The sequence below is a fragment of the Herbaspirillum sp. UBA812 genome (genome assembly GCF_002296545.1).
Lineage (GTDB): Bacteria > Pseudomonadota > Gammaproteobacteria > Burkholderiales > Burkholderiaceae_D > Herbaspirillum > Herbaspirillum huttiense.
Map to the genome: position 1 here is coordinate 1 of NZ_DBIC01000096.1, position 5771 is coordinate 5771.

A 5771-nucleotide genomic window follows, 5' to 3' on the forward strand; every position below is an offset into this window, starting at 1 on the left:
CGAACGGAACGTCATTGGCGGGAATGACACGACCACGCGGCCCCAGCTTTCCGCCAGGCAAAGCATGGCGATCCTCCCCCCATGCAGATTACGGCTTGCAACACGCACGCTAAAGGCCAAACTGACAATTAATCGATAAATTGTTTATAAATTCCTGTTATTCAGGAATCTGCACCTTGGGCCGGGCCGGATCCGGCAAGCCGCAGGGGAGGAATTGCCCGCGCCCCGGTGTGCCCAGTACCTCGCCATCGCGCCAGACAATCTCGCCGCGTGAGAGCGTGAGCACCGGCCAGCCCGTCAGCTGCATGCCTTCATAGGGGGTGTAGTCGACGTCGTGATGGAGCATGCTGTTGCTGACCGTGACCTGGCGATGCGGATCCCAGACGGCGATATCGGCATCGCTGCCGATGGCAATGGTGCCCTTGCGCGGATAGAGGCCATACATCTTGGCCGGATCGGTGGCGGTCAGGGCCACGAAGCGGTTGAGATCGATGCGGCCCTTGCCCACGCCTTCGGAGAACAGGATGGGCATGCGCGTCTCCAGTCCCGGCGTGCCATTGGGGATGTAGCGGAACGGCACCTCCTTGCCGCCTGGCTTCTTGCCTTGCGGATCGTCATAGCGGAAGGGCGCGTGGTCCGAAGAGAACACCGTGAACAGGCCGCTGGCCAGTCCATCCCAGACGTATTGCTGGTTGGCCTTGTCGCGCGGCGGCGGGCTGCAGACGCACTTGGCACCGTGGTAGCCGTCATCGAGGTGATCCGCCGTCAGCACCAGGTACTGCGGGCAGGTCTCGGCGTGGATGCGCAGGCCGTGGCCGTGCGCCCAGCGGATCTGTTCGATGGCCTCGCGGCCGGAGACATGCACGATCAGGATGGGCACATCCACCAGCTCCGAGAGCGCAATGGCGCGATGGGTGGCTTCGCGCTCGACCATCATCGGGCGCGAGTGGGCGTGATACTTCGGCGCGGTCAGGCCGGCCTCTTCCAGCTGCTCGGTGAGCCAGCCGATGCAGTCGGCATTTTCCGCGTGCACCATGACCAGCGCCCCTTCCCTGCGGGCCAGCGCCAGCAGGTCGAGGATCTGGCGGTCATTGAGCTTGAGGTCGTCATAGGTCATGTAGATCTTGAAGGAGGTATAGCCCTCGCGCACCAGTTGCGGCAGTTCGTTCTTGAGGACCTCCTCGCTGGGGTCGCTGACGATCATGTGGAAGGCATAGTCGATCACCGCCTTGCCCTCGGCGCGGCGATGATAATCCTCCACCGCCGCGCGCAGCGAGCCGCCCTTGGCCTGGGCCGCAAACGGGATCACCGTGGTGGTGCCACCGCAGGCGGCGGAGATGGTGCCGCTGCGGAAATCATCGGCCATGCGCAGGCCCTCCTCCATCGGCTGGTCCAGGTGGCAATGGGCATCCACGCCGCCGGGCAGCACCAGCTTGCCGCTGGCATCGATCTCCTCGCGGCCGGGCGGCAGGCCCCGTCCCAGCATGGCGACCTTGCCGTCCTTGATGCCGACGTCGCATTGCATGATGTCGGAGGCCGTTGCAACGGTGCCGTTGCGGATCACCAGGTCAAAGCTGTCCATCCGTATTCCTTTCGAACAAGCGTGGTTCACCCCGCGCCGTCGGCATGCGCCGGGGCGTGAGACTGAAGATGAAAATGGAAGAGGCCGCCGATGCGGCCGGTGCCCGCGCCAGCGCTAGCGTCAGCGTTAGCGCACCTCGCGGAACAGGCTGCCCCAGCCGCGAATGCGCGAGGGATCGGCACCGGCCTGCTGCAGCGATTTCCAGACCACGGTGGAGATGGTGTCGTAGATCGGGATGCCGACCTCGCGCTCCAGTTCTTCCACCAGCGGTGCGCCGCGCAGGTTGGTGCAGAAGATGGTGATGGCCTGCGGCTTGTCTTTGGCCACCTCATGCACCATGGCGCGCAGCTCTTGCGCGCCCACTTCGGAGAAGGAGAAATTGTCCTGCTTGCGCAGGTGGCGTTCGGACACGCACTCCAGGCCCGAGGCAGCATAGTTCTTGATGATGGCGGCCTGCACGTCGTCCAGGTAAGGCGTGACCAGCCCGAAGCGCTTCACCCCGGTGAGATCGAAGATTTCGTTCAGGGCCAGCACCGAGGTGCAGGCCGGAATGCCGGTGGCTTCGGTGATGCGGCGGCACAGGCGCTCATCGGCATCGAAACCCAGCCAGCCCGAGGACGTCCCATTCCACGCGATGCTGCCGACCTTGGCATGCGAGAGCAGTTCGGCTGCGCGCAGGATTTCGCTGTCATCGAACTGCGCCAGCGCCTGGTTGGACAGCGCGATCTCGGTCACGCGGAAGCGGCCGAAGTGGGCGCTGGCTTCCGGGATGTCGGCCAGCATGGCGGTGGTGACCGGCTCCAGCGTGGTGTTGGAGGACGGCGTGAGCATGCCGAGCAGGGTGCGGGGGATCATTGGTTTTCCTTTCAGGCTGCCAGCAGTGCAGCGTCGGCATGGGCCAGCGCCGATTCCTCGCGGATAAGGCTCAGCACGTGGCGTTTGTACTGGTTGAATTCGGGCGTGGTGGTATCGCGCGGACGCGGCAGGTCGATGTCGATCAGCTCGCGCATGCGGCCAGGACGATGCGTCATCACCGCCACCTTGGTGGCCAGGATCAGGGCTTCGTCCACGCTGTGGGTGACGAAGACGATGGTGCCTTCGTAGCGCTGCCACAGGGCCACCAGTTCTTCCTGCATTTCCATCTTGGTCTGCGCATCCAGGGCGGCGAAGGGTTCATCCATCAGGATCACCGAGGGATTCTGCAACAGCGCGCGGGCAATGCCTACCCGCTGCGCCATGCCGCCCGAGAGTTCGCTCGGGTAGTGGTTCTCGAAGCCCTTGAGCTTGACCGTCTCGATGAAGGGCTGGGCGGCCGCGCGCCGCTCGGCCGCACTCTTGCCCTGCAGCTTGAGCGAGAAGGCGACGTTGTCCCACACCGGCAGCCAAGGCATGAGGTTGGCCTGCTGGAACACCATGCCGCGATCGGCACCGGGACCGGTGATGGGCTTGCCGGCGACCGTGACCACGCCGCTGGTCGGGAATTCAAAACCGGCGATCATGTTCAGCAGCGTGGACTTGCCGCAACCGGAGGGGCCGAGCAGGCAGAGGAATTCCTTCTTCTCCAGGCGCAGGCTTACGTGGTCGATGGCCAGCATGTCGGTGCCGCGCTTGCGGTCCTTGAAGACCTTGACGATATCGTTCAATTCGATGAATGCCATGATGCGATGTCCTTGATGTTTGAATGCGTGCTCAGGCCTTGCCCTGCACGGTGGCCACGTGCTGCCAACGCAGCATGGAATGCATGATCTGCTTGAGGATCCAGTCGGCCAGGAAACCGAGCAGGCCGATGCTGATCATGGCCGCGATCACCAGGTCATAGCGCAGGAAGTAATACGAATCCCACAGCGCATAGCCGAGCCCGCTCTTGACGGCCACCATCTCGGCGGTGACGGTGAGCATCCAGGCGCTGCCGATGCCGATGCGCAGGCCCGCAAAGATGCTGGGCATGGCCGCCGGCAGGATCACGAAACGCAGCAGCTGGCTCTGCTTTGCACCGGCCATGGCGGCTGCGCGCAGCAGATTGCGGTCGGCGGTTTTGACGCCGTGGACGGTATTCATCAGGATCGGGAAGAAGGCCCCCAGGAACACCAGGAAGATGGCCGGCTTGTTGGCGATGCCGAACCAGATGATGGCCAGCGGAATCCACGACACCGGCGGAATCGGCCGCAGCATCTGCACCGTCGGTTCGATGGTGCGCTCGACCCAGCGCCACCAGCCGATGGCCACGCCCAGGGCAATGCCCGAAAGCGCCGCGATGAGGTAGCCGGCGGTCACGCGCAGGCAACTGGCCATGGCGTCGTAGATCCATTTGCCGCTGCTGTCCTGGGCCGCTTCATTGATGCCGAAGATCCAGTCCATCCAGGTAGCAAACACCCGCGAGGGTGCCGGCAGCAGCGACGCCGGAATCACGCCCGAGCGGGAGAAGGCCTCCCAGAACAGCACCAGCAACAGCGGCACCGCAAAGCGCCACTTGGCTTCCGACAGGGATTGCTTCCATCCGCTCATGATCATTCCTTGGGGGCTAGTGTCATCTTGAATCAATAACCGAGTTCGGTCTTGGGCTTGCCGGTCACGCTCATCAGGAAGCTGTAGTCCATGTTCTTCTCGGCCAGCGCAGAGACGTCGGTAGAAACGTATTTCAGGTCCTTCATCATCCCGGCGATGGCCTTGGTTTGCGTGCGATACATGCGGTAGTCGGGATAGGCATTGTTGAGGGCTTCGGTGGCGATCTTGGGATCGAGGCCGGTGCCCTTGACGATGCTGTTGATCCAGCCCTGCTTGTCCTTCTGCAGGCCATCCACCAGCCTGACCACGGCGGCCACGGTTTCCTTGACCTCGGCCGGATGCTCCTTGATGACATCCGAACGGGTGACGATCAGGTTGGTCAGACGCCCCGCCGCCTGGTCATACGGATACGCAAAATGCTTGCCAACCCCGGTCATGCGGATCTGCGACGCGAAGGGTTCGACCGAGCAGATCAGTTCCACCTCGCCGCGCGAGAGTGCGGCGGCGTGGTCCGAGGGGTTGGGGATGTTGACGAACTGCACGTCCTTGGACGGATCGATGCCGTGGCCGGCCAGTTCGCCGCGCATGTGCAGGTCCTGCGCATTGCCGCGCGAGGCGGCGATGCGGAAGGGCTTGCCTTCGGCTTTGTATTGCGCGATCAGCTTCTTGAGTCCGGCCCAGTCATCCGAGGCCAGCTTGCTGTCCTTGCCGACCAGCATCTCCGAACCGCCGTTGACCTGGCCCGACACGGCCACCAGATCGAAGCCCTTGTCCAGACCACTGACGTAGGCCAGGTAGGTGACCTGGGCGATGTCCACGCTCTTGGAGACCAGCGCAGTCAGCGCATCGCTGCCGGCGGTGAAGTTGATGCCTTCGATCTCCACGTTCTGGGCCAGCCCCGGCACCATGGCCATGGACATGCAGTGCGCACACTTGGCATAGGCCAGCTTGATCTTCGGCTTGGCCTGGGCCATGGCCGAACCGGCGCCCAAGGTACTGCAGGCCACGAGGCTGGCCAGGGCAAGCGCCTTGATGAACAGGCCGGAGGGGGACTTGCGGACTTGCTGTTGCATGGTTTTCTCCCAGGTGGACAATCGGAACGAATTATTTTGTGACAATCCTTCTTTCTATTGCCACCGTTTATGCAAAGCCTGTGCCAGCTTGAAAAACGCCTGTCGCACGGCTTGGGAAATCGTCCCAAATCCCTTTTGCAAAGGGCTTTTTCACAGTATTTTCGGACCTCCATTGCCGGCGAGAAACAAGAGCGCGCGCACCAAAGCAATCCAATCCAGCCACGCCGGCGCACAAATCCGCCCCGCAAGAGTGCAACATTCATCACTCCATTTTGTGACAATCCATTTCCACAATTTTCCGCTATCATGGCGGGCAAACCCATGTCATCACAGAGACCCATGCGCCCGACTTCCGCCAGCAGCCCCCGCAAGAAAACCAGCAAGCACGAGCATCCGGACACCAGCCCCCTGCCCGGCCAGGCCTTCAGCGTGCGCCCGCTGGCGGGTGATGCCATCTATGAGCGCATCGTCGGGGCCATCATGGAACACCGCCTCACGCCGGGCACCAAGCTGGTCGAGGAGAAGCTGGCCGGCATCTTCAGCGTGAACCGCACGCGGGTGCGCGAGGTGCTGGCGCGGCTGGCGCATGAGGGCCTGATCACGACCATCCC

At 63.2% G+C, this 5771-nt stretch carries 6 protein-coding genes; 1 reads left to right on the forward strand and 5 read right to left on the reverse strand.

Going from position 1 to position 5771, the window contains the following annotated elements:
* Positions 1-157: 157 nt before the first annotated feature.
* The 5 genes from hydA to B3873_RS06235 all read right to left on the reverse strand — a co-directional run bounded on the left by hydA (position 158) and on the right by B3873_RS06235 (position 5160).
* Entirely contained in the window at positions 158-1582 is a 1425-nt protein-coding gene (hydA, locus tag B3873_RS06215; protein ID WP_286864687.1) for a dihydropyrimidinase, read from the reverse strand.
* 126 nt (positions 1583-1708) lie between these two features.
* Entirely contained in the window at positions 1709-2437 is a 729-nt protein-coding gene (locus tag B3873_RS06220) for a maleate cis-trans isomerase family protein (RefSeq protein WP_286864688.1), read from the reverse strand.
* Positions 2438-2448: 11 nt separating this feature from the next.
* Positions 2449-3240, reverse strand: coding sequence for an ABC transporter ATP-binding protein (locus B3873_RS06225; protein ID WP_034330555.1), 792 nt, complete (start codon positions 3238-3240; stop codon positions 2449-2451).
* Between the two features lie 31 nt (positions 3241-3271).
* A complete protein-coding gene (locus tag B3873_RS06230; protein ID WP_034330553.1) occupies positions 3272-4087 on the reverse strand; it encodes an ABC transporter permease in 816 nt (271 codons plus the stop codon).
* A gap of 32 nt (positions 4088-4119) precedes the next feature.
* Positions 4120-5160, reverse strand: a complete 1041-nt coding sequence (locus B3873_RS06235) for an ABC transporter substrate-binding protein (RefSeq protein ID WP_084320075.1) — start codon at positions 5158-5160, stop codon at positions 4120-4122.
* A gap of 339 nt (positions 5161-5499) precedes the next feature.
* On the opposite strand from B3873_RS06235, the gene B3873_RS06240 reads away from it, so the two are divergent.
* The coding region (locus B3873_RS06240; RefSeq protein WP_286864691.1) for a GntR family transcriptional regulator at positions 5500-5771 on the forward strand (272 nt) is incomplete at its 3' end.

Coding starts and splice junctions, on each gene's coding strand:
- B3873_RS06220 (WP_286864688.1), bottom strand. CDS start 2,437: ATGATCCCCCGCACCCTGCTCGGCATGCTCACGCCGTCCTCCAACACC.
- B3873_RS06235 (WP_084320075.1), bottom strand. CDS start 5,160: ATGCAACAGCAAGTCCGCAAGTCCCCCTCCGGCCTGTTCATCAAGGCG.
- B3873_RS06230 (WP_034330553.1), bottom strand. CDS start 4,087: ATGAGCGGATGGAAGCAATCCCTGTCGGAAGCCAAGTGGCGCTTTGCG.
- B3873_RS06225 (WP_034330555.1), bottom strand. CDS start 3,240: ATGGCATTCATCGAATTGAACGATATCGTCAAGGTCTTCAAGGACCGC.
- hydA (WP_286864687.1), bottom strand. CDS start 1,582: ATGGACAGCTTTGACCTGGTGATCCGCAACGGCACCGTTGCAACGGCC.